Origin of the sequence: Planococcus halocryophilus, assembly GCF_001687585.2 — a bacterium.
Taxonomy (GTDB): domain Bacteria; phylum Bacillota; class Bacilli; order Bacillales_A; family Planococcaceae; genus Planococcus; species Planococcus halocryophilus.
Window position 1 is genome coordinate 2418141 of record NZ_CP016537.2, and the last position, 24294, is coordinate 2442434.

Genomic DNA, 24294 nt, shown 5'->3' on the forward strand with positions numbered 1-24294 from the left:
ACCTCTTCTAATAATGTCCTCTTTAGTTTAGCACAACTAGGACAGGGGCAAGAGCTATAATCCTATGACAAATGTGTGACGAGCGTGCCAATTGATTCGATGGATACTTTAACCGTATCGCCTGCTTTTAAAAACTTCGGTGGAGTAAAACCTTTGCCGACTCCAGCAGGTGTACCTGTAAGCAAAATGTCACCTGGCTCTAAAGCCACATATTTTGATACTTCGGCAATCAGTTCATCCACACGACGAATCATGTTTTCAGTATTGCCGTTTTGACGAATCTCATCATTTACTTTTGTTACGATCGATAAATTTTGTGATTGCGGTATTTCATCTTTTGTTACGATATATGGCCCAATTGGACATGAACCTGGCAAGCTTTTCCCAAGGAAATATTGTTGGTGTTTAGCTTGTATGTCGCGCGCTGTTAAATCGTTTGCGATGGTATAACCAAAAACGTAATCATAAGCCATTTGTTTTGGTATTTTATGACCCGCTTTTCCGATAACAACAGCCAATTCACCTTCATAGTCATACGAATCAGTTACGTCGCTATGAACAGAAACGGTTTCACCGTCTGCTGAAATACTAGTAGACGCCTTAGTGAAAACTACCAAATCAGTAGGTGCTTCTCCGCCCATTTCTTTAGCATGATCTGCGTAATTTTTGCCAATCGCAATAATATTTTTTGGTGTTTTTGAAATCGGAGCTAGCCATTCAATTTCTGCATATGAGTGTTTGAATTCTTCAGAGCGGTCAGATTGGACAGCGGCTTCCGTCAATTTACGAATTTGTTCGACAAACTCCATTCCTTGTGGAATTCCTTCTATCAATAGAGTAGGGAACGCAGGCAAGACCTCTAATTGCTGTTGAATCGCAACTAAATCCCATACAGCATCTTCCTTTTTAACTTTTGGTCCGAATCCTTCTTTTCCTTCGTAGCGAAATGATAACAGCTTCATTCGTCAAACACTCCTTTTCTGTAGTTGAATTCATTATACACATTCAGCGTTTTGAATTGTTAGTTTTTTCGAAATTATTTCCGTAAGTCCATTTTCTCCAAAGCATTTCAAGTGGACCACGTGAAAATTTTTCCAACCAAAGTTCTGCAAAAATTAACTGAACGACAAAAATACCGAAGGCAATCAATGTTCCAGTTAGCAAGTCAACTTTTCCATACAAACCTAACCCGTATGAATAAAAAATAAATGTAGCTAAAATCGATTGTGTAATATAAGTGGTTATTGACATCCGCCCTACTTTAGCTATTGGTGAAAATAACTTTTGTAAGCTTCTTTTTTGAGCCATTAATGCAATCATAGCCGCATAGCCAACCGCTACAAGGGGCCCCCCAAATAGATCTTGTAAATAGACAAAAGCGTAATTTTTGTCAAACAAAAAAGGTGTACTTTTTAAAGCTAAGCCCATCAACAGCGGAATAATCGCTAAAAATAACCAGAGTTTGCGCTTTTCCTGCGTCCGTTCAATTAACTGCCACTTAGCTGCAGCTGCTCCAAACATGAGAAAAGGCAAGATGGTAAACGCTAAAAACACAAAGCCTATCATATTATTACTGTAAGTCCAGTCAGCCAATCGTTGGCTGAAAATCTCTGCAAAACTACCCGATTGATACGATTGAATCGAATTTTCAATTTCCATATAGCCCACATAAGTATTCGGATCTGCAGCTGCCGCGATAAACAGAATCGCGAGCATTAACAAGTGAGGCACCGCATAAATAACTGCACCCAAACTCATTAGCCATCTAGAAGGAAGTCGAATCAAGCCAAGTAATAAAAAGCCCATAATGGCATAAGTAATTAAAATATCCCCATACCAGATAAGAAAGGCATGAATGATGCCAAATAATAAGAGTACCATTAGCCGCTTAACTGCAAGCGGCATAAAGGGACGGCCAACAGCCTCTGCACGCATGTATTGCATAGCTAATCCATAGCCAAATAACATAGCGAACAATGGATAAAAACTAGCTTGGATAAAAATATCAATCACCAAATAGATTCCTTCATTCACACTCCCGTTAAACCATTTATAAGGATCGATATAGGAAAGCGGTGAATGGAAAGCCAGCATATTAATAAGTAAAATACCTAAAAGCGAAAATCCTCTCATCAAGTCAATCGCTTTTATTCGTTCATTGGTGGAAACCGGCTGTAAGTTCAAAATAATCCTCCTAAATATTCACTTCTTGATTAGCTGCAAACAAGTATACCAAGCGTTCTTTAACCGGTATTTTCAATATCGATTCAACCGCTTCTTGATAGACAGTTAACTGAACACCATATCGTTCCGACATTTCATTTTGTACATCGTTAATCTGTGTCACACGATCCGTTTTATAATCTAGCAACACCCAACCATCTTGTTCTTCGAACAAACAATCAACAATCCCTTGGATAATTTGATGATCACCGTCTGCATCTTTTTTTGCGTAAGTAAAAGGTACTTCTCTTTTTATGTTTTTCGCAGCTCTAAGACGCACAGCCGTTTTACTTTCATAAAAACGTTCAAGTTCTTCTACTTTCACCGCTTTGCCTTCGTCTGGTGATAGAATTTCCATCCCAACTAAAGTTTCGATAAACTCTTTTATTTCGCCGCTATTCAAGGTACGATCCAACGGAATATGCTGCATCACTGCATGGACAGCCGTCCCAATATCAGCTCCGGATAAACATTTGTCCATCATGAAATTCGGACGATGTAGCAACATTTTCTGTTCTGGCTTTACTGTCTGAATAAAGGACTCCGGTTCATCAAGACGTTGCAACATCTGCAATCGCTTCATTTCAGTTACAGACTGCTTTGATCGTTTATCGACCGCTAGCTGGTGTGGGTATTGAAAGTTAAAGCGCTCATTAACCTGCTGTTGATAATCTTCCAACAGGTCATCTCCTTTCAGTAATTCTTCAATACTTACTACTGCTGGAAGTAACGATTGAGATTCGATAATCTCAATGTGAAAACGAGACGAATGATTAAGAAAATGCCCGGTAACATTCAGTTGTTCTTCAGCATCAGGATGTCTTGCTACTGCTGGACCTATCCAGTCCAAATACCCTTTAGCACGAGAGCGCATAAAGTCTGGCAGACGAACATCATTTGTCGCCACTTTCCATTTCTCAAATAGCTTATCAATGTCTTTAACAGAAGCTGTCAAGTACAGTCTTTCTTTTGCTCGAGTCATCGCTACGTATAAAACACGCATTTCTTCTGCTTTCATCTGCAATTGCTTCATTTCTCGAACAGCTAGAAACGGCAGTGATGTGTACTCGATTCGTGTATCAGGGTTTACTGCTTTGACTGCCAATCCATAATCTTGATCAAACAAATAAGATTTTTTAAAATCCATTTCATTAAAAGCTCGTCCCGTACCCGCAAAAAAGACTACAGGAAACTCGAGTCCCTTTGACTTATGTACGGTCATTAGCCGAACAACATTTTCTTTTTCACTAAGTGATTTCGCTGTACCTAAATCATCGCCTCGTTCTCGCATCCGGTCAATAAAGCGGAGAAAACGGAACAAACCACGGAATGAAGTTTTTTCATATTCGAGTGCACGGTCGTGCAACGCACGCAAATTAGCTTTCCGTTGTTTGCCATTTGTCATAGCGCCAACCATTTCATAATAATTGGTATCCAAATAAACTTGCCAAATCAGTTCCGCTAGTGAGCCTCGACGTGCCAGATTTCGCCAACCTTCTAATTGAAGGATAAAACGGCGTAGTTTCTCAGCCGCAGCTGGGTCGATTCCTGTACCTGAACGCATAAAGGTTTTTACCGCTTCATAAAAGGAAGCTTGAGGTGCTGCTAAACGAATTTCAGCCATTTCATTTTCTTTCAAGCCAATAAACGGCGCACGTAAAACAGAGGCGAGCGGAATGTCTTGGTAAGGGTTATCGATAACACGCAGCGTATTCAACATAATCATTACTTCAAGCGCTTCAAAATAGCCACCTGTTAATTCCGCATACAATGGGATTCCAGCCATTTTGAATTCATCTACAAAGTCACCGGACCAAGTCATCGAGCGCATCAAAACAACGATATCACGGTATTCTAGCGGTCGTTGGCTTTGTGTCCAAGGATCATTGACCGTTGTTTGACTGTCCATCAATTCCTTGATTTTTTTGGTGATAAACCGCGCTTCCCATTGAGATTTCGCCAAGTCCTCGTCTTCTGATTCTTCTTCAGTTTCTGGTTCATGTATTAAAGTCAATTCAATCGGAGTTACTTGTTCTGGATAAGGCGCTTTTGCTTTTAACGCAGCCGCTTCATCGTAATCGATTTCTCCGACTCGTTCCCCCATTATTTGAGAGAATATATAGTTGGTGCCATCTAAGATTTCCTTACGGCTTCTGAAATTTGCATTTAAATCAATTCGTAGTCCTGTGTTTTTAGCATCATGTTTAAAACGAGAATATTTCCCTAAAAATAACATAGGTTCTGCTAAACGGAAACGGTAAATCGATTGCTTCACATCGCCAACCATGAACAGGTTGCCATTTTGTTCGTTTCCTGATTTCACCAAATTTAGAATTGTCTCTTGCAAAAGGTTTGTATCTTGGTATTCATCAACTAACACTTCTTTAAAGCGATCTTGATATTCTTTTGCGATAGCTGAAGGCTTGCCTTCCTCCATTAATATCTCTAATGCATAATGCTCTAAGTCGGAAAAATCGACCAATGCTCGATCAATCTTCAACGCTTTGTATTGATCAGCGAAAAGCTGTGTTAACTCGACTAAAGTTTTCATCAGTGGAGCCATTTCTCGCATTTCTTCTAATAAGCGCTTTGGAGAGCGAGTAAAATAAGCATCAAACAAGCCACTTACAATTTTCTTCACATCATTACGTCGCGCTTTCGCTTCTTCAGCTAAGGCTGGATCACAAGAATCTTTACGAATACTCGCTGCTTTTTCCCATTTAAACGATTTAGAAAAAGCATATAAGCTCTCCCATGAGTTTTCCATTGCTGCAATTGCTGTTTGTATGACTTCAGTATCTGTTCTAAACGTACTTTCTAGTACGGCAGGTCCATCTGACTCATGCGTTAGTTGGAGGCCTTGATCAGCCAATTGCAACGCTTCCTCTAAAGCATGACGTATTGTTAGTTTTAAATCCCCGATAAATGGTAATTCGTCAATTGTCGCATCCGTTGGCACATTGTATAGATTAGGTACTTGTTGCAACCACTCTTGTGGATTAGGATGCACGCGCGAATAGTCATACAGCTTGCTTAGTAACACTTCCATCGCTTGATCACTGCGATCAGATGTAAAGCTATCCGCCAAACGATAAACTGCATCCGCTCCTTCCCCTTCATATGCAGATTCAAGCACTGCTTCTAGAACATCGTCTCGCAAAAGAGCGGCTTCTGTTTCTCCAGCAATTCGAAAACCCGGGTCGATTTCAAGCAAATACGCATATTGTTTTACGACCTGCAAACAAAACGAATGCAGTGTAGAAATTTGAGCTTTATTGATCAAACGCAATTGTTTTCGTAAATGAATCGAGTCTGGATTTTCTGCAACTGCTTTTTCCAACGCATTCGACATCCGGTGACGCATTTCAGCAGCTGAAGCATTAGTAAACGTAACAACTAAAAGTTCATCGACAGATATTGGATCGTCTTCGGCCAACACCTTTTCTATCATACGGTTTATCAGAACAGCTGTTTTGCCCGATCCAGCTGCTGCTGACACCAACATATCTTGTCCCTTTGCCCATATTGCCATCCATTGTTCGTCGGTCCAAGTAGCATCAATTGGTTTTTTCGGTATCATCTGCAGCTGTCTCCTTTCTGATCAATTCCACTGCTTTATCAGGAGATAAAGCAGTCAATTTCCGGTAACTTTGGTCAGGATCTGCTGGGTCAAATTGGCAAACCGAACGATAAGAACAAAATTGACAAGGTGTGTCTTCTTTCATTTTATATGGCGTGATACTCGTATCGCCTTCTAATATGCCATTGCCTGCGTTTTGATGCTTATTGCGGACAAAACGGCGGACAACTTGCATGTCTTCTTTCATCAACGTTTTTGATTGAGATGCAGACACTGCTCCGCTTTTGTTGAGTCGTACTGGAATTACATTGGAATATCCATCAATTTGGTTATCCATTGCTTCAATCACTTCAGGATCTTCAACGACTAAGCCATTCATCTTAAAGGATTTGGCCATTTCTTCATCTAGTTCTTCAGCTGTCAGCAATTTTGTTAGCTTTAACATCGGATTGTGCATATGAAAATAAAGCACACCAGCCGGTTCTGCTTCTTCTCCCAGCCAACGTTCAGAATGAGTTAGGGCAACATCTAAGTAAGTAAAGGTTTGTAAAGATAAACCATGATAAACGTTGCTCAGGTCGAGACCTTGTTTAGATGATTTGTAATCGACGATACGCAAATAAGGTTTACCGTGAATGTCAGTAGAATCGATTCGATCAATCCGACCTCGAACGTTCATCTTACGTCCACGATCTAAAGAAATTTCAAGAGGTGGAATCGTTTCTTTTGGTCCAAACCCTACTTCTAATGCAATCGGTACAAATCCCGAAACTTTAGCGTGTTTGCTGAGCATATAGGCTGTTTGGCGAATAATACCTTCTAATTTATGCTGGATATAACGATAGCGATGTGAGCTCATTAATATATGATTAACAAAATAAGGAGACAGCTGTTCAATCGCTTCTTTTGCTAAGTTTTGGCATTGTTTTTGTGTCAGTGAAGACCACGATACGCCAAGCCGAAGCACTTCATCTGATATCCATTTTATCGCTGCATGGAAAAGGTCCCCCATTGCAGGTGCTGCTAATTTGTATTGACTTCTTTCTTCGAGACGTAACCCATAAGCCACATAATGCGCAAACGGACAGCCGTAATAAGTTTCAACCCTCGATACACTAGAAGAAATGGGTGTTCCATACAAAGGTTCCGCAATAGCATCACGAAGAGGATCTGCTTTATTTGGTTTAATAGGCGATAAAATACGTTTAATAATAGAAGACCAAAACGGGTCATCTTCGTAAAAATTGTAAACTGCACGCCATTCGGCTGATAATTCACCACTGCGTATTTGTGAAGTTAAATAGGCCAAACTCGCTCGTGGATGCGAAATATACGCCATAGGAGAAGCATCTACAAGCTCTTCAGGGTCAATGACTGCAGGAAAGGTATCAATTGACAACATATCCTTTAGTTTTTGAATATAAAGAGATGGCAATAATGCTTTTCCTTCTTCATCTGCGATTGGAAACGAGACGGTCAATAAATCAGAAGCAGATGTAAAGGCACGATACACCATATAAGTCTCATCCATTAAGCGCATTTTCGATGTTGGAGCCAGCTCAAAGCCAATTTGAGCAAACCATTCACGATCTGTATCTGTTAACAGTCCTTCTTGCTCGATACGCTTCGGCAAAACACCGTCATTCGCTCCGACAACGAAGACCGACTTAATATCCATTAAACGTGCTAAATCGATTTTTGATACCATAACTTGATCTAGTGATGGGGGTATACGCGAAAACTCTAACGTTTCAAAACCTTCGTCTAATATCTTTACAGCTGTTTGCAAATCAATTTCTTTATCGCCAAACATTAATACAAATTGATCTAACACACCCACCCACTGATTCCATGCTTGCTCGTGTTCCGTTGCAGCGAGTAGGCGATGCTCACTTTCTTCGCGTTCTCGTAAATCTTGAATTTTTGCATAGACTTCCATTTTTTCTATAAAAAGAAACAAAGATTCCGCTATATCTCGTCCTGTTTTACTCAGTTTTAATTGTTCTTTTAACTGAGCTAAAGGTTCTCTTACTAAGTCACGTACTGCATGAAGCTCTACTTGCGCCGCTAGCTCTTCGTCTGTTTGTATGGATGTGTGAAATTCCAAACCGCGGTATTTTTTATAAAACCAGCGTTTTTCATCAAACCAACGCTTTCCGTATATACCATTAGCGATGACGAAGTTCTCTAGTACATCACTTCTTTCTCGCCATTTTGTTACAGGTCCTTGTGGAAAGAACAAATCGGTTTTGACAGCACGAAAAATCGATTCGTAAGAATAATTCGAGACCATCGATTCAAGTACTGAACGACTAAATTCAATCAAAGGATGATGAAGCATCGATTTTTTTTGGCTGATAAAATAAGGGATTTCATATTGCGGGAAAATTGTATGGATCAGTTCATCATAAATTTCAGGTTGTCTGTAAAGAATGGCGATTTCATTGTAACGAAAACCATTTCTCACTTGGTCTCTAATCGCGCGTGCTACCGCATGCATTTCAGCTCTTCTATTTGATGCTTCAACTAAAGAGACATTGCCCTCTCCTTGAGTTTTTTGTGTTGGGAAGTCATCAAAGTGACGTTCAATATGTTCTAGTTCAGGGTTCACAAAACGGCGTGGCAAAGCTAAGTGAACCGAATTATCAATGTCGATTCCCTCTTTCGCCGCTTGTTCAGTTAATCTACGGGCTGTATTAGCAGACTGGTAGAATAAGGTTTGTTCATCATTTGGATCAGTTTGTTCATCCATAGGTAATGCAATCGTTACTGATTTAGCATGCTTCATTAATTCAAAAAGAATTTCATACTCTCTAGCTGTAAAGGTGACAAATCCATCGATGTAAATAGTCGACGATTTCACCAAATCAGAATGTGGTATTTTCTCACTTAATAAGGCTAGATGACCTTCAGAATCTACAAATACTTTTCCTAGACGACTTTCAATTTCAGTAAGGATTAACTCGAGATCTTCTGCTTTTTCGAGTAATGTTTTTGGTGCACCCGCTTCAACTAATGACGAACGGATGGCGTTTAATTCTCCGCAATCTACACAATAACGAGCAAATTCTTTCACTAATTGTTCGATTTGATCAGTAAACCCTTTTTTTCCCGCAGCTCTTCGAAACAATTGAAAATCCTCTCGATGATCTTCCAGCAAGCTACGAATTAGCATACGGTAGCCAAAAGTATCTACTTCCCTCCTGCTAATGCCTCCTACTTCTTGAAGCACACGCCAAGCCAATCGCTTAAACGTCACCGCTTGCGCACGTATCATGCCATTCATATTGTATGCAGCAGCTAATCGATATTCGGTAGAAAATGACATTTGATCCGGTACAATAAGAAATATCGGATCACCATCTGCCTGTCGTTTTAACTCATCCACTATTTCTTCTTGAACAAAACGAGTTTTCCCCGCTCCAGCTCTGCCATAAACAATGCGTAATGACACATGACCACTCCTCCGCTAAGAACATTTGTTCTAATTATACGTTTTTCTACTATCCTATGCCACTTACAACTTCATCCTTGCTTGTGTTTTTTACGTTCTTCACTAGCCAGACGGAAATCTTCTTCCACTTTTTTGTGCAAACGTTTTTCAAAAATCTTCCCGATTACATACAATAAAATAATGACTAAAATAACAATTGCTGTCCGGATCGGTTGTGTGAAAAGTGCACGCAAGTCGTATCCGACAAACGAAATTGTAAACACCATCACAAGTTTCCCTGCCATAACCGTTAATAAATAATAATATTTCCGAATGTTTGATAAGCCGGCAACTAAGTTTACAAGTGCTGATGGAGTAAAAGGTAAACAAAGCAATAAAAATAATGGACCAAAGCCATTACGCTCTACCCAGTGAATCAACTTTTGAACTTTGTCATGCCGTGTCATGAAATTCATGAAACGAGCTCTGCCATATTTGCGCACCAATAAAAATACGGCATATGCACCAATTACTGAACCGCCCCAAGAAAGTAAAAATCCTAACCATAAACCATACGCTGTAGCGTTGGCAAAAACAAAAACAAATAAGGGCAAGAACGGTAAAAAAGCTTCAATAAAGGGCAAGAGGAATCCGATTAACGGACCAAAAGCCTTGTAGGATTGTGTCAACTCCACAATATTTTCCATTGAAAAAAAATCCATCATAAGCTCAGTCCTTTAAATTGTTTAATTTTTCTAACTCCCATTCCAAACTAAAAAGTTTTTGTGATATGCTATTATAATTACTTTACACTCTTTCAAAGAGTTTGGAAAAGGAAATACTTATACATAAGGAGCGAAAAGAATGAACGGACGTGAGTTTTCTGCCGGATTGAAGGCGGGAACTAGCATTGCAATCGGCTATTTCCCTATAGCATTAACCTTTGGTTTGTTAGCAAAAACTACTGGGCTTTCTCTACTAGAAGCTACTGCCATGAGTATTTTTGTGTTTGCAGGTGCCTCACAGTATATTGCATTGTCACTGATTACCGCTGGTGTAGCACCCATTGTCATCGTTTTAAATACGTTTGTTGTCAATATTCGGCATTTTCTTATGACGGCTGCACTCAATGAAAAAATGGCACCGGATGACAGATGGAAAAAAGCTTTGTACGCTTTTGGAATAACCGATGAAACATTTTCGGTTTTGGCCACGCAAAAAAACCAAAAAATCACCACTGGTTTTGCAGTTGGAGTTATCACTATTTCTTATGGAAGTTGGGTCGTGTTTACCTCAGTCGGTCATTTAATTGGCGCAAATCTTCCTCAGTTTCTTCAAGCTGCCATGTCGATTGCACTTTACGCTATGTTTATCGGTTTATTAGTTCCTTCGATGCATGGTAATCGTAAAGTTGTCAGTTTGGCTGTCATTGCCGGAGCGATTAATTCTCTTTTTTATTTCACAGGATGGTTATCGACAGGGTGGGCCATCATGGTCTCTACTTTAGCTTCGGCCATTTTTATTGAATGGATTTCCAGGAAAGGTGTGAAAAGATCATGAGTTCTTGGTATTGGTGGATGGTCCTTGGTATGGCTATTGTAACTTATATTCCGCGTGCTATTCCGCTGACGTTTTTAGAGGGCCGTGAGTTGCCGGAAGCGGTTCAAAACGTGTTACGAAATATACCTTACGCTGTGTTAGGCGCGCTGATTTTTCCAGCTGTCTTTTTTATTCAAGAAAATATTTGGTTCGGCGTGATCGGCGCTGTTGCAGCATTCGGTATCGCAATCACAGGAGCTAACGTAATGATTGTCGTTCTTGGTTCGATTGCTGCCCTTGCAATCTTTAGTGGGTTTTTATAAATAAATGCACAAAAAAAGCCGTTACTCATTTTCATGAGCTTCGGCTTTTTTTCTACGATTAAACATCCTTGTTGAATACCAAAATCCTGCAGTAAGAGAAGCTGCGTTCGCGACGAACAACAGCCACGTATGCGTATAGCCTGCATAAACAGCGGCTGCCATTAAAGCCACAGTCAAAATTAATGCGACGATATGATTAAATGTGACTCTTGTAAACAAGATGACAAGCAATCCTGGTACTAAAAGAGACAGGAAAAATTTTGTTACCATTGATTCCATTAATTTAGCTCCTTAATTGACCACTAATAATCCGAGACGGTGGTGATCGTGACGGAAAATAACATGTTGGCGTAAACGCACTTCCAAATTATGATCCAGTACTTCTAAACGACAATGAGCAGCATTTACTTGAATCGCTTCATACAGTTCAGATTCATTTGAAATGGCAATGCCATTTACTTTGCGAATTACTTCGCCACGCAATAAGCCCATTTTGTCGGCAGGAGAACCTGGTAAAACGTCGACAATCATAACACCTTGTGGTTGAGGAGTTACGGCATAATTACCACTGCGTTCTTTTAATGCAAAATGAACCGCAATCGCCATGCGACCAATTACTCCGCCTACTAATGCAACAGCTGCCAATGGATGCCATATTAATGCCCCTAAGCCAACTACGATAATACTAATTCCCAAAGTAGTAACAGCTTTACCAACTAACGGATAAAGATAGACTGGCAAGGTTCGCTGTGAACGACCTATAAATCCGAATACCACCGGGAAAAGAATTAACGAGAAGTTCGATTCACCAATTGGCAACTGTGGCCAGTAAGGCGCATACGAATCAAGTAACGAACCTGGCACCACCAATAAAATAGGTAATAACCATAAGCGTTTTGAAATATAAGCTGCAGCCTTTAGCCCACGTCCTGATTTATGTAACCGAGGAGAGCCAGCCTGTGCTGCTGCTTTATCAATCATTTTACCTTCTACAAACACTAATGCTCCCGCAATTAGTACAACAGGAATCAACCATTGATACGAAAATTCCGTTCCTTCGAATTTAACTAAACCGAAATTCAACGTCCATTCATTGGCATAAAACAACCAGCTAAGCCCTACAGCCGCTGTAGCCAAATAAATAAATGAACCCGCTTGATAAAAAGTCGTTACCATTAACAAAATGGAAACGATGCTCAAAGCAATTAACCAGTCCAAGGGTACAACTAACCCAATTCCTGCAAACAATACAGAAAGAACAAGAGCATATAACCAACCATCTTTTATCAGTCGTTTAAACTCAGTCAATCCGTAAACAATACGAATTCTAAAAATTTTCCGTTCTTTTTTCACCCGATAATATCCCAACAACACTGCAGCAAGCAATGCGATGTATAAAACCGGATTCACAAAAAACTTACCTATCGCTAACATTAAATCCATTATCACTTTATTTACACCATCCTATCACCGGCAATTGACGTTACTTCTCATTGTAACAAAGAAAACCGGCTTTCTGCACTTCTTTTTCAGTTAAACGAATGCCGCACCCAATTGTTTTAAAATATCTTCTGTTCCTTCGATTCCTGCAGACAGTCGAACTACTTGTCGTGTTACACCGACTTTTTCTTTTTCTTCGGTTGAAAGAGCTCTGTGAGACGTTCCATATGGATATGATACTGTTGTTTCCACGCCTGCTAATGTTGGCACAATTTTAATCCAACCGAGTGATGAAAAGAATTTTGACACATCAACTGTTTCGGATAATTCAAACGATACTATAGCACCAACACCTGGATACCACACACGTGCTTTATCTTCTAAAAATGTCGCAATGGCTTGTGCATTTTCTGTTTGTTTTTTCATCCGCAACGCTAAAGTTTTAATCCCGCGAATTGTCAACCACGCTTCAAATGGACTCAAATTCAATCCTAAATTCACCACACGCTTTTCAGCAATGTCGATCAAATCAGCATCACCGACTAAAACACCTGCTGTGACATCGCTGTGGCCGCCGAGATACTTAGTTGCACTATGAGCAACTAAATCTGCACCAAACGTATAAGGAGTCATCGTGTAAGGCGTAGCGAAGGTATTATCAATCATGATTCGAACGCCATATTGTTTTTTCAATTCTAAAAGAGCTTCCATATTTTCAAGACGCAAAAATGGATTCGTAATCGACTCACTAAATACTAATTTCACTTCAGGAATGTCGATTAAAATCCGTTCAACTTCTATGATATCCGAAAAATCAGCAAAATGGACTTCAATTCCCATTAAAATAAGTTCTTCTTTTAGTAAATGGAACGTTCCGCCATATACATCTTGAGCCGCCAGAATATGGTCGCCTGCTTTAACAACAGACAAAATTCCAGCTAAAATCGCTGACGTTCCAGAAGATGATGAAACTCCTTTTGGAGCTTTTTCCAAATCAGCTACAGTTTGTCCTAAAGCATCTGTATTCGGGTTTGCTGTACGCGAATATAAATAAGTACCGTTTCCTTCATAATAGCCTTCAAGCTCTTCGAGAGACGAAAAAGAAAATGCAGAAGTTTGATAAAGCGGCATAACTTTCGATTGAATCGTCCGTTCTTTCATTGTTGCGGTATGTACTGATTTTGTTTCGATTGTTGTCATTGTTTCATCTCCTATTCCATTTCTTTTACTAATTGCTCCATCATAGGCGCATCCATCGGTCCTACAACTTTGTTTTGAATCCGTCCTTTTGTATCGATCATATACGAAGTTGGAATAGATACGGCTTGATAAGTAGAACCTACAGCACCTTTATCATCCATTGGAATTGAAAATCCCAGTTCAAACTCCTCAACAAAATCCTCTATTTTTTTAAGTCCTTTGTCTTCAGTCGTTAAATTAACTGCTAAGATGACAACATTCGCCTCTTCAGCTTGTTCTTCAAAATAATTTTGCATATGAGGCATTTCTGCTCGGCAAGGTGGACACCATGTAGCCCAGAAATTCAATATTACTTTTTGTCCTTGATAATCTGATAATGTCACGACTTCTCCGTCTAATGTGGTTAATTGAAAATCAGGCGCTTTTTCGCCTTTTGCTAATCCCTCTTCAGTTGGCAAAAAGTCTACATCACTGCCAAGAGCCATATTATTAAGAGCGTCAGATTCTGAGGTGTTGTTTTTAACGGCGCCTATTATGACAATTGCTATCATAGCAGCAAGTATCACTAAGCCGATAATTTTTTTAGGCATCTGTTATCCACTCCATTCAAGTTTTATCATACGATAAATCGGATAGCTTATTCCACTAAGTTTATTTAAAAATGTGACAGTTTAACTGAAATTAAAAAACAGCCGGCGTGTAAATGCCGACTGTTCCTCATTTTAAACTTAACTTATACGCGCAAAAATTTTCTGATTGACATAAAACTTCCCCATATTCCGATAAACACGCCCATTAATAAGATCAGTGCGCTTACTTGATATATAAATGGAGTGTAATCTAACAACTGAATCAGTTCTCCACTTAAACGTGGTTGTGCAAAGTCAGTAATTTCTTTGTATAAAAGCGCCACAAGACCGATTGGAATAAGCGATCCCAATATACCAAGCCACATGCCTTCTAAAATAAATGGAATACGAACAAACCAGTTTGTCGCACCTACTAATTTCATGATTTCGATTTCACGACGTCTAGCAACAATCGTAATGCGGATTGTATTCGAAATCAAGAACATTGCGGTAAACAGTAGAGCCAAAATCAAAATGAGACCTACATTTCTTCCTGCATTTAAGAAGTTAAAAAGTTTCTCAATTTTTCCTTCACCGTACTTCACGTTTTCGATATTTTCAAAAGCTGCAATTTCTTTAGCGACATTTTTTGTTTGCTGCGGATCGGTTGCTTTTACATAAAAAACGTCAAACAATGGATTACTTTGTTCGAACAAACTTAGTTCGTCACCAAAATCAAGAACCAAGTCCGTTAATTCTTCTTCTTTTGTTGAAAAATTCGTCGATTCGACACCCGGTATTTCACTAATTTGCGATTCCAAATTAGTTACTGTCTCTTCAGTCACATCTAATGAAACGAATACTTTGATCTCAACATCATTTTCGAGATCATCGGCAACTTTGTTTAAGTTCATCATTATGAGAACAAAAACCCCAACCAATAATAACGTAACTGTAACGGCACTTACTGAGGCAAATGTCATCCAGCTATTACGGCCAATACTTTTAAAACTTTCCTTAATGTGACGCATCAATGTTCTAGGCTTCATAACCGTAATCACCTCCAACTACATCACGAACAATTAATCCGCCTTCGATAGCAATAACTCGATGTCTACGCGTATTAACGATTTGCTGGTTGTGTGTTGCCATGATTATGGTTGTGCCCGCTTTATTGATACGTTCAAACAAGTCCATAATATCCCATGCTGTATCAGGGTCTAAATTTCCTGTTGGCTCATCTGCAATCATCACTTTAGGCATATTCACAATGGACCGAGCGATCGATACGCGTTGTTGTTCCCCACCAGATAGTTCTGTCGGAAACATTTTTGCTTTATGTTTTAATCCGACTAAATCCAGTACTTCCATAACACGTCTTTTAATATCTGCTGGCTTTTCCTCGATTACTTCCAATGCAAATGCCACGTTTTCATAAACATTTAGCTTTGTTAGTAACTTGAAATCCTGAAAGACAACGCCGATTTGACGACGTAACATCGGTACTTTCCGATTTTTTAACGTGGCAATATCAATATCGTCCACGAACATTTGACCTGATGATGGTCGTTCTTCACGATACATCATTTTTATGAATGTTGACTTTCCAGCACCACTTGGTCCTACAATATATACAAATTCCCCTTGTTCGATCTCCACATTAAGACCATTCAAGGCGACAATTCCGTTCGGATACTTTTTGTAAACATTTTTCATTTGTATCATCTTTTATTACCCACCTAATATGAATTGGCTGACGCCAAAATTATTTCGTTAGATTTTGCAGCACACCTATTATAACATCTTAACTCGGAATTTTTATTACATTTCTGTATCATTTAAAATTCAATTTGAATATACCGAACTATATAAAAACAGAATAATAAAGATAATATCGTTCACATAAATGACATATTATTACAAATAATTATTAAAATAGTGTTTATTCGAACGAAAAATGACAAAAAAATAAACCCGCTAAGTTGCAGGTTTATTTCATATTTGCTAAGTACTCCGCTACAGCATCTGCTTCGTCACCTTCGATAATTCCAGCAGGCATTGCGCCTTGACCATTTTCGATAACTGTACGAATCTCATCTTGCGATAAGCGAGACCCTACGTCATTTAAAGACGGGAAGTTGCCCGCACCTTCTAAGTTTTCACCGTGACAAGAAATACAATTTTGTTGCACTACTTGTTCAGCATCGATTTCAGTAGTTTCTTCCCCGCTATCGTCAGGTGTTGGTTCGGGTTCTGTCGTGTCTTCTCCGCCACATGCGCCTAAAATAAGCGTTGTGCCAAAAAGCATAGCCATCAAGTGCTTTTTCATTTGGTGACCTCCTCTAATATTTTATCTCTATCATATTAGAGTATACCAAAGTTATGGTCTTTTAAAACCTTCACCTAACACTTCAGAGGCATCCGACACGATTACAAATGCTGAAGGATCAATAAACTTAACCAATTGCTTGAGTCGTGAAAATTCTGTTTGAGGAATAACTACCATCAATAGCGGCTTTTCCGTTCCAGAATATCCCCCTGTTGCAGCCAATTCTGTTACGCCACGATCAACTTCGTCGTAGATGGCATCTCGAATTTCTTTTTGTTTCGTCGTAATAATATAAACCAATTTTGATTGACCAAACCCGACTTGAACAAGATCAATAGTTTTTGTCGTAACATATAAACCGATTAACGCATAAAGTCCTTTTTCAATATCAAAAACCAAAGCAGCGCTCAATACGATAAATCCATCAATTAACGCTACACTTGTCCCCAACGTTAGTCCTGTAAACTTAGTAATAATTTGCGCAGCTAAATCTGTACCGCCTGTCGACGCTTTGCCACGAAAGACAATGCCGAGTCCAAGCCCAACCATAATTCCACCGAATAAAGCACCAAGCAATGGATCAAGTGTCCACGGTTCCCATGCTTCTGTTAGAAATACGACAAGAGGAAGAAATACCGTCCCTACCGCTGTTTTAATTCCAAAATTCTTTCCAAGTAAAATTAATCCAGCAATAAATAATGGAATGTTAAATGCCCATTGCACGAATGCCGGTCTCCAGTCTAAAACACTTTTTAATATCGTACTAATCCCACTAACGCCTCCGGAAGCAACTTCATTTGGTAATAGCAAGACATTAAAAGAAATGGCCACAATAGCTGAACCAATAATTACACTGGCATAATCAATGAAGAGTGTCAGCATTGGATGTGGATCTCTACGAATACGTCGATTTTTTTTGGTCATCTATTTCTTCCTCTTTTCTTCAATTGAATTAAACCCTGTCAGAGTATACCAAACGCTCAGTACTTTGTGAACTTCATCGGGATAAAGCAAAACAAAATAAAAACGGACCAAAAGCACATATGCTTTCGGACCGTTTTTCGAAGATGAACTGCATTTGACAGCTCTTTTTTACCTATTCCATTTTAGAGCGCAATAAAGAATTAATGAAACCATCAATGTCGCCGTCCATAACAGCGCCTAAATTACCTGTTTCAAAGTTGGTACGGTGATCTTTAACCATCGAATATGGATGGAATACATAAGAACGGATTTGACTTCCCCAACCAATTTCTTTTTGTTCGCCACGAATTTCAAGAAGACGTGCTTCTTCTTCTTCGATTTTTAATGCATACAATTTTGCTTTTAACATTTGCATCGCTTTTTCACGGTTTTTAATCTGTGAACGCTCTTGTTGGCAAGTTACAACAGCACCTGTTGGCAGGTGCGTAATTCGAACAGCAGAATCTGTCGTATTGATATGCTGTCCACCCGCTCCACTTGCACGATACGTATCAACTTTCAAATCTTCAGTACGAATATCGATTTCAATTTCCCCTGTAAATTCCGGCATTACTTCGCACGAAACAAACGAAGTATGTCGGCGACCAGAAGAATCAAAAGGAGAAATTCGAACCAAGCGATGAACGCCTTTTTCAGCTTTTAAATATCCGTAGGCATTATGTCCACGAATTCCAAGCGTTACCGATTTAACACCCGCTTCGTCTCCAGCTAAATAATCTAAAGTTTCTACTTTAAATCCACGTTTTTCTGCCCAACGTGTATACATACGTAATAGCATTGAACACCAGTCTTGAGACTCTGTTCCACCAGCTCCTGGATGCAATTCTAAAATGGCATTGTTTTTATCGTATGGTTCACTTAATAACATCGTTAGTTCATAGTCTGCTAAGTCCGAAATAAATTGCTTCATATCTTTATCCACATCTGCATGCAAATCCTCGTCATCTTCTTCTCTTAGCAACTCTAAAGACATTTCCATATTTTCTTGCGTTTCCACAAAACTATAGTACGCATTCACAATTTCTTTTAATCCATTCAATTCCGAAATAACAGTTTGAGCTGTTTCTTGGTTGTTCCAAAAATCAGGATCAAGCATCATTTCATCTAATTCTTGTATGCGGGACTCTTTGTTTTCTAAGTCAAAGAGACCCCCTAAAGTCCGCCAATTTACTGGCTGATTTGTCGAGCTGGTTACGGATGTCTGCTAATTCCATCATTTGTTCCTCCTCAAAATAACACCGAAGAGCAAATGCTCTTCGGTCTTTTCACACATTCTTATGAAGCTGTCCCATGGCAATTTTTATACTTTTTGCCGCTACCGCATGGGCATAGGTCGTTTCTTCCAACTTCCATTTCCTTACGGGCAGGTGCTTTTTTCTTTTTTGGTGCTGGGCCATCTTCTTTTGGATTGACCGCCTGACCTTTTGCCACTTCTTCACGTTCAAGGTTGTTGCGAATTTCAGCTTTCATTGAATATTTCGCTACATCTTCTTCAATAGCTTCGACCATTGCTTCAAACATTGCAAAACCTTCGCTTTGGTATTCACGAAGCGGATCATTTTGTCCGTAAGCTCTTAAATGGATTCCTTGTCGTAATTGATCCATCGCATCAATATGATCAATCCACTTCGTATCAATTGAACGAAGTAAGACAACTTTTTCAAATTCTCGCATCCGTTCTGGTGTCATTTCCACTTCTTTTTCATCATAGCGCGTAGTCACAGCTTCTTTTATAAACGTAATAAGCTCTTCTTGTGATTTCCCTTGAAGGTCGGCTTCTGTCAGAGTATTTTCTGGTAGAAGATTTGCTGCAATCAAATCAGAAAGTGTTTTTAAGTGCCAGTCTTCCTGTTTTTCTTGTGAAGTATGTGCATAAACCATACGTTCAATTGAACTATGGAGCATGTTTTCAACCAATGAACGCATATTGTCGGTATTTAACACTTCCATACGCTCTTTGTAAATAATTTCGCGTTGCTGACGAAGAACATCATCATATTGAAGCAAGCGTTTACGAGCATCAAAGTTATTACCTTCTACTCGTTTTTGCGCGGATTCAACAGAACGTGTAACCATTTTCGATTGCAATGGTTGTGAATCGTCCATGCCCAATTTACCCATCATAGTGCGCATTGCGTCTGAACCAAAACGACGCATCAAATCATCTTCAAGAGATAGATAAAATTGTGTAACACCTGGATCTCCTTGACGTCCTGAGCGTCCACGTAGCTGATTATCAATCCGTCTCGATTCGTGACGTTCTGTACCAAGAACTGCAAGACCACCTGCTTCAATAACGCCTTCACCTAGTTTAATGTCAGTACCACGTCCGGCCATGTTAGTCGCAATGGTAACAGCACCTTTTTGACCAGCATTTAAAATAATTTCTGCTTCGTGCGCATGGTTTTTCGCATTCAATACTGAATGTTTAATACCTTTTTTCGTCAAATATTCTGAAATGATTTCTGAAGTCTCAATCGCAACTGTGCCGACCAGTACTGGTTGACCATTCGCGTGACGAGCCGCAATATCATCTCCGACTGCTTTGTATTTTCCAGCAGTCGTCGAATAAATTAAATCGACATGGTCTTCCCGGATAATCGGTTTATTTGTTGGAATCACAATGACAAACATATTGTAAATATTCCGGAATTCCTCTTCCTCAGTTTTTGCCGTACCGGTCATACCCGATAGTTTATCGTACATACGGAAAAAGTTTTGGAACGTAATTGTTGCCATAGTCATCGATTCGTTTTGAATTTCTAAGCCTTCTTTAGCTTCAATAGCTTGGTGAAGACCATCAGAATAACGACGACCTTTCATCAAACGTCCAGTAAACTGATCGACAATGACAACTTCTCCGTCTTGTACAATATAGTCTACGTCTTTGCTCATCGTAACGTATGCCTTTAATGATTGATTGATCGTATGATTTAAACGAACATGGCTAATATCAAAAAGATTGTCGATGCCGAATGCTTTTTCGACTTTTTCGATGCCTTCTTCTGTTAAGACAACACCTTTGGTCGTTTCATCATAAGTGTAATCTGTATCTTTTGTCAGCAGACGCGCGAATGCATTTGACTGTTGATACAATTGAGCTGCTTTCGCTGCTTGTCCTGAAATAATGAGTGGCGTACGCGCTTCATCGATTAAAATAGAATCGACTTCATCAATTACTGCATAGTTTAATGGACGCTGCACCATATCTTCTTTATACAGCACCATATTATCTCGCAAATAATCAAAGCCTAATTCATTATTTGTACTATATGTTACGTCAGCCTGGTATGCTGCTCGCTTTTCCTCTTTCGTCAAACTATTTAAGTTTAATCCAACTGTTAGGCCAAGCCATTCGTACAGTTGTCCCATTTCTAAAGCATCACGGCTCGCCAAATATTCATTGACCGTTACGACATGAACACCTTTTTTACTGATGGCATTTAAATATACAGCTAAAGTGGAGGTTAATGTTTTACCTTCCCCTGTTTTCATTTCTGAAATATTTCCTTCATGGAGAGAAACTGCACCCATAATTTGTACTCGGAATGGATACATGCCAAGAACACGCTTTGCCGCTTCGCGAATTGTTGCAAAAGCTTCAGGTAATAAATCATTTAATGATTCACCTTTAGCTTGTCTTTCAACAAATTCTTCCGTTTTCGCTTTTAACGCCTCATCTGTTAACGCTGCAAAATCAGCTGCCAAAGCTTCTACTCGATCTGCAGTTTTTTCTAATCGTTTTAAATCCCGTTTATTCGGGTCAAATACTTTATTTAATACTCCCAACATATCTATACCGCTCCTTGCACAAGTGTCCGCCGGTATTTAGCACACCGGCTGATCGCTTTAGCTTTTATAGTGTTCTATTTAATAACACACTTAATCCAATTCAAACAGTTCTAAAAAATTCTCACTATTTATTTTAACACTGCGTAGAAATCGGTGCAAATAATGGAGTAAGGAATAACTTTGAACAGTGGCAGTTTATCCCTTACTTTTAAGCTTCTTAACACAAAGACAAAACGAAAGCCTCTCGAATCGAGAGGCTTTCGTTTTGTCTTTGAATTGGACTGAATTCAATTCAAATTTTATTGTGCAGAAGTTTCGATTAAACCGTAACTTCCATCTTTACGTTTGTAAACAATATTTGTCTCATTCGATTCTGCATCTGTGAAGACGAAGAATGAATGGCCAAGCATATTCATCTGTAAAACTGCTTCTTCTTCATCCATCGGTTTTAAGTCGAATTGTTTTGTACGAACGATTGTGAAATCTTCTTCGTCCGAATCATTTTGATGACGCGTGTCATTTTCAGCAACGGCAAACGAAACGCCCATCCCATCTCGATCGCGGAATTTACGGTTCACTTTTGTTTTATACTTACGAATTTGACGCTCTAGCTTGCTAACGATTAAATCTATAGCTGCGTACAGATCATCGTGTCTTTCCTCTGCACGTAATGTTAAATTTTTCATAGGGATCGTAACTTCTACTTTTGTTTGGGTTTGGCTATTATTGTATGTTTTTAAATTGACCATTGCGGTAGCATTTGCACCGTCTGTGAAATATCTCTCAATTTTTTCTATTTTCTTTTCGATATGGTCTCGTATTGCGGGAGTTACCTCAATATTTTCGCCTCTAATGTTGAATTGCAACATATTAACTCCTCCTTCTATTGTGCTATCTATACAATTCTATACTTTCCCTCAACTCTCCTTCTTAAAACAAAAAAAGTTTTAAAAACATTTTTGAAGGTAAACTAAGAGAATAAGGAGTTGAGGCAAATGTTCACCAATAAAACCATTATCGTCACAGGTGCATCACACGGCATCGGAAAAAGTATCGCAACACATTTTGCTACTGAAGGGGCTCGCGTGATCGGATTGGATATTCAAGCAGTTGAATTGAAAGACGTAGAGTATCGTAAATGCGATGTTGGCAATTTTGATGAAGTTATATCAGTATTCCAGAAAATTCATGAGGAGTACGGCGCTATCCACGCATTGATCAATAATGCTGGCATCTCTAACTTTAAATCTATTTGGGAGGTAGACGAGAAAGAATGGGATTCTGTGTTAAATACTAATTTAAAAAGCGTCTTTATTTGTAGTCGCGAAGCAGCCCGGTATATGACGGAAGACATTCGCTCGATTATCAACATGACTTCGACACGAGCGTTTATGTCAGAACCTAATACAGAAACCTATTCAGCATCAAAAGGCGGTATTTATGCGCTGACTCATTCTTTGGCTGCAACTTTTAGTGAACAAGGAATTCGCGTAAACTCAATAGCGCCAGGTTGGATTCATACCGGAGAACCCGAAGATTTACGAGACGTCGACCACCAACAGCATTGGAGTGGCCGCGTTGGTAATCCCGCTGACGTTGCCCGCGCGTGTTTATTTTTAAGCAACCCTCAAAACTCTTTTATTAGCGGAGAATGCTTAAACATCGACGGCGGCATGACAAGAAAAATGATTTATGAGCACTAAAGAAAAGCAAAAGCAGCCGTTAAGCTCCGACCGGCGTAAAACTCAGTTAAAAACAACAAAAAACCCGGCCTTGGCCGGGTTTTTTAATGCAGTTCTACTTCCTTCAATTCTCTTATTTCCGTGGAAATGAGTAATTCCTTTACCGGATTGCGCTCAAAATCCACGCCGTATAGCCAGCCTTCCTCATACTGCTGTCTCCAAACAATTTTAGCATCTGCAGTAATTGTCTCGTGATTTAAGACAAATTTCAACCCTACAATTTCTTCTGTTATTTTTAATTCTTTTTCAGAAAAAAGTTTGGCTCCTTTCGGAGAAATATCGAGTAATAAGCAATAAATCGTTAAATTCCCCGTTGAATCTATTAATTTCAACTTGATTTCTGGTGGTGCTCCAAATGTATACCGAAAGCTTTCTGATCGTTTATAAAACATGTTGACCACTCCTAATCTCTTCTATTGTAGGTTAATCATTAGGCACGGATAAGCGTTACAACTTTAATTTCTTTAGCACCTTTTCCTTTTAAAACTTTAGCAGCTAAACGAAGTGTTGAGCCAGTTGTATACAAATCATCAAATAATAACACTTTTTCCGGTACAGGTTTTCCATTCCACCAAAAGACATCTTGTAACGCAGTTCTTTCAGCTTTTGACTTCCCGCCTAACCCTACCTCGTTTTTCCCAAGAAGATGTGTATAAGTAATTCCAGCAGCATCAAGTAAGCGATCAACTTGAGAAAAAGTTCGTTGTCTTAGCTTTTCTTCATTCATCGGGATGGGGACAATCACTGATTTCCGCCCTCGTAATTCTTCTTTTAACTCTTTCGCAAATACTTCTGAAAGTATGACATCCTGTAAAAATTTATAACGATGCAAGTATTCTTTCATAGCAGGGTTATAGCGATATAAACTTTTTCCAGAATCAATCAGCCCCGCGTATTCTGTTTTTTCCCATTGACAACAATCGAAACATTCTCCGTCTCCTAGTGCGCTACAAATCGGACATCCTGTCTCTATCCGTTCAAACTCGGTTTGACACCTTAAACAAACTACTTCTTCTCGTACGTTAAAAAAGATACTTCTCCATGTTACTTGAAGTGGCATACCTCGATCACATAAATAACAGTTCATCTTACAGTCCTCCGTTATAGGAAATAATCATTTTTTTAGCTTTGTCCATCTGC

The 24294-nt window shown here is 39.3% G+C and carries 21 protein-coding genes; 3 read left to right on the plus strand and 18 right to left on the minus strand.

Annotation, left to right across the window (positions count from 1 at the left end; translation table 11 throughout):
- Nucleotides 1–62 precede the first annotated feature (62 nt).
- The 5 genes from BBI08_RS12195 to BBI08_RS12215 form a co-directional block, all read right to left on the minus strand.
- Complete coding sequence (locus tag BBI08_RS12195) at nucleotides 63–962, minus strand: fumarylacetoacetate hydrolase family protein (protein ID WP_008498154.1); 900 nt, start codon at nucleotides 960–962, stop codon at nucleotides 63–65.
- A 43-nt stretch (nucleotides 963–1005) separates the two neighbouring features.
- Nucleotides 1006–2184, minus strand: a complete 1179-nt coding sequence (locus tag BBI08_RS12200; RefSeq protein WP_065528149.1) for a DUF418 domain-containing protein — start codon at nucleotides 2182–2184, stop codon at nucleotides 1006–1008.
- 10 nt (nucleotides 2185–2194) lie between these two features.
- Nucleotides 2195–5803: a helicase-exonuclease AddAB subunit AddA gene (gene addA, locus BBI08_RS12205; protein WP_065528150.1), complete on the minus strand. Its 3609-nt coding sequence runs from the start codon at nucleotides 5801–5803 to the stop codon at nucleotides 2195–2197.
- A complete protein-coding gene (gene addB, locus BBI08_RS12210) occupies nucleotides 5781–9257 on the minus strand; it encodes a helicase-exonuclease AddAB subunit AddB (RefSeq protein ID WP_065528151.1) in 3477 nt (1158 codons plus the stop codon). Before addB ends, addA begins: the two co-directional genes overlap by 23 nt.
- 71 nt (nucleotides 9258–9328) lie before the next feature.
- A complete protein-coding gene (locus BBI08_RS12215) occupies nucleotides 9329–9943 on the minus strand; it encodes a TVP38/TMEM64 family protein (protein WP_008498155.1) in 615 nt (204 codons plus the stop codon).
- Between the two features lie 157 nt (nucleotides 9944–10100).
- Between BBI08_RS12215 and BBI08_RS12220 the strand changes: the two genes are divergently transcribed.
- Both BBI08_RS12220 and BBI08_RS12225 read left to right on the plus strand, forming a co-directional pair.
- Entirely contained in the window at nucleotides 10101–10796 is a 696-nt protein-coding gene (locus tag BBI08_RS12220; RefSeq protein WP_065528153.1) for an AzlC family ABC transporter permease, read from the plus strand.
- Entirely contained in the window at nucleotides 10793–11098 is a 306-nt protein-coding gene (locus BBI08_RS12225; protein WP_008498156.1) for an AzlD domain-containing protein, read from the plus strand. Before BBI08_RS12220 ends, BBI08_RS12225 begins: the two co-directional genes overlap by 4 nt.
- A gap of 21 nt (nucleotides 11099–11119) precedes the next feature.
- Here the strand turns inward: BBI08_RS12225 and BBI08_RS12230 are convergent, their stop codons facing one another.
- From BBI08_RS12230 to hpf, 11 genes are all read right to left on the minus strand, one after another.
- Nucleotides 11120–11377, minus strand: a complete 258-nt coding sequence (locus BBI08_RS12230) for a CsbA family protein (protein WP_008498157.1) — start codon at nucleotides 11375–11377, stop codon at nucleotides 11120–11122.
- Between the two features lie 12 nt (nucleotides 11378–11389).
- A complete protein-coding gene (locus BBI08_RS12235; RefSeq protein ID WP_008498158.1) occupies nucleotides 11390–12541 on the minus strand; it encodes a PDZ domain-containing protein in 1152 nt (383 codons plus the stop codon).
- A 90-nt stretch (nucleotides 12542–12631) separates the two neighbouring features.
- The gene (locus BBI08_RS12240) at nucleotides 12632–13738 is read right to left on the minus strand and encodes a trans-sulfuration enzyme family protein (protein WP_008498159.1); all 1107 of its coding nucleotides are present in this window, start codon (nucleotides 13736–13738) and stop codon (nucleotides 12632–12634) included.
- An 11-nt stretch (nucleotides 13739–13749) separates the two neighbouring features.
- On the minus strand, nucleotides 13750–14328 hold the full coding sequence (locus tag BBI08_RS12245; protein ID WP_065528154.1) for a TlpA family protein disulfide reductase: 579 nt from the start codon (nucleotides 14326–14328) through the stop codon (nucleotides 13750–13752).
- A 143-nt stretch (nucleotides 14329–14471) separates the two neighbouring features.
- Entirely contained in the window at nucleotides 14472–15356 is an 885-nt protein-coding gene (ftsX, locus tag BBI08_RS12250; RefSeq protein ID WP_008498160.1) for a permease-like cell division protein FtsX, read from the minus strand.
- On the minus strand, nucleotides 15346–16032 hold the full coding sequence (ftsE, locus tag BBI08_RS12255; RefSeq protein ID WP_008498161.1) for a cell division ATP-binding protein FtsE: 687 nt from the start codon (nucleotides 16030–16032) through the stop codon (nucleotides 15346–15348). The genes ftsX and ftsE overlap by 11 nt, the downstream gene beginning before the upstream one ends.
- A gap of 265 nt (nucleotides 16033–16297) precedes the next feature.
- The gene (gene cccB / locus BBI08_RS12260; RefSeq protein ID WP_008498162.1) at nucleotides 16298–16636 is read right to left on the minus strand and encodes a cytochrome c551; all 339 of its coding nucleotides are present in this window, start codon (nucleotides 16634–16636) and stop codon (nucleotides 16298–16300) included.
- 51 nt (nucleotides 16637–16687) lie between these two features.
- Nucleotides 16688–17518: a YitT family protein gene (locus tag BBI08_RS12265; RefSeq protein ID WP_008498163.1), complete on the minus strand. Its 831-nt coding sequence runs from the start codon at nucleotides 17516–17518 to the stop codon at nucleotides 16688–16690.
- Between the two features lie 214 nt (nucleotides 17519–17732).
- Nucleotides 17733–18834 (minus strand): peptide chain release factor 2 gene (prfB, locus tag BBI08_RS12270; RefSeq protein ID WP_155800295.1). Its coding sequence is split into 2 segments (ribosomal slippage): nucleotides 17733–18761 and nucleotides 18763–18834, totalling 1101 coding nucleotides; the frame shifts between segments, so codons are not numbered across the junction.
- A 61-nt stretch (nucleotides 18835–18895) separates the two neighbouring features.
- Nucleotides 18896–21412 (minus strand): preprotein translocase subunit SecA, encoded by a 2517-nt coding sequence (gene secA, locus BBI08_RS12275; protein ID WP_065528156.1) that lies wholly within the window; start codon nucleotides 21410–21412, stop codon nucleotides 18896–18898.
- 299 nt (nucleotides 21413–21711) lie between these two features.
- The gene (gene hpf / locus BBI08_RS12280) at nucleotides 21712–22281 is read right to left on the minus strand and encodes a ribosome hibernation-promoting factor, HPF/YfiA family (protein ID WP_008498166.1); all 570 of its coding nucleotides are present in this window, start codon (nucleotides 22279–22281) and stop codon (nucleotides 21712–21714) included.
- A 126-nt stretch (nucleotides 22282–22407) separates the two neighbouring features.
- Here hpf and BBI08_RS12285 point away from each other — a divergent pair, with 126 nt between their 5' ends.
- Complete coding sequence (locus BBI08_RS12285) at nucleotides 22408–23115, plus strand: SDR family NAD(P)-dependent oxidoreductase (protein ID WP_008498167.1); 708 nt, start codon at nucleotides 22408–22410, stop codon at nucleotides 23113–23115.
- A gap of 83 nt (nucleotides 23116–23198) precedes the next feature.
- On the opposite strand, the gene BBI08_RS12290 is transcribed toward BBI08_RS12285, so the two are convergent.
- Complete coding sequence (locus tag BBI08_RS12290; protein WP_008498168.1) at nucleotides 23199–23546, minus strand: PilZ domain-containing protein; 348 nt, start codon at nucleotides 23544–23546, stop codon at nucleotides 23199–23201.
- A gap of 38 nt (nucleotides 23547–23584) precedes the next feature.
- On the minus strand, nucleotides 23585–24241 hold the full coding sequence (locus BBI08_RS17330) for a ComF family protein (protein WP_236610221.1): 657 nt from the start codon (nucleotides 24239–24241) through the stop codon (nucleotides 23585–23587).
- Nucleotides 24242–24294: the final 53 nt, after the last annotated feature.